The sequence below is a fragment of the Psychrobacillus sp. 05T411 genome, from assembly GCF_056396485.1.
This window is the reverse complement of record NZ_JBFTLO010000063.1, coordinates 1-867: the sequence shown is the minus strand read 5'-3', so window position 1 is coordinate 867 and position 867 is coordinate 1. Positions and strand designations below refer to the sequence as shown.

The window sequence follows — 867 nt, the reverse complement described above, 5'->3', positions numbered from 1 at the left end:
ACTTGCATGTATTAGGCACGCCGCCAGCGTTCGTCCTGAGCCAGGATCAAACTCTCCATAATAGAGAACTTAAAAAGCTCATGTTGTTTTGCTGGCATCATCATTAAATGATGTCAAAATTGTTTTGCTATCAAGTTAACCGAAGYTAATCTTTCAAGCTATATTTCTTAACGTTTTGCATGTTCAGTTTTCAATGTTCATGTTGTCGTCTTGTTGCGGCGACATTTACTATCATAACACTTTTAAAAATCAGTGTCAACAACCTTTTTTATTTTCTTTTTAAAGGAAATTGCCAATTGATATGACAGGTATATAAATATAACATGCTTCTTCTGAATTGACAAGCACTTTTTATTTTTCTTTAGTAAGAATACAATATATAGAGTCATTAGAAAGATTGGGCACTGTAAACAGTAGTTGAAATCCCCTTTTCCTTCGGAAAGAAACGCAAAAATACATGACTCTTGTTTCTCATCTGCTTCCAAATCCATCATCATCTACGATGGATTGGATAGACTAACCTATCTCCTCTTCACGTTTAACTGAATAGTTATCTGTCTTTACGATCAATCTTTTTCCTTTAGCACATTTATCCTATATCACGTTCAATATAAAAAATGGCATGCTTTATATTACCTGAAAAGTTATTTACATTTTGATATTGTTATAACTTTCTAAACAACAAAAAAATCGTTACCGATTACTCGATAACGACCTCTTTTTTGGTGCCCAGCGACGTCCTACTCTCACAGGGGGAAACCCCCAACTACCATCGGCGCAAAAGAGCTTAACTTCCGTGTTCGGTATGGGAACGGGTGTGACCTCTTTGCCATCATCACTAGACGATGAGTGCTTGTTCACTCAAAA

General features: G+C 36.0%; 2 rRNA genes. Both read right to left on the bottom strand.

Features of this window, described 5'->3' with window-relative positions:
- Positions 1-62 (bottom strand): 16S ribosomal RNA (locus AC1DFT_RS20805); the annotation flags it as partial.
- Positions 63-727: 665 nt separating this feature from the next.
- A 5S ribosomal RNA gene (gene rrf / locus AC1DFT_RS20800) occupies positions 728-843 on the bottom strand.
- Positions 844-867: the final 24 nt, after the last annotated feature.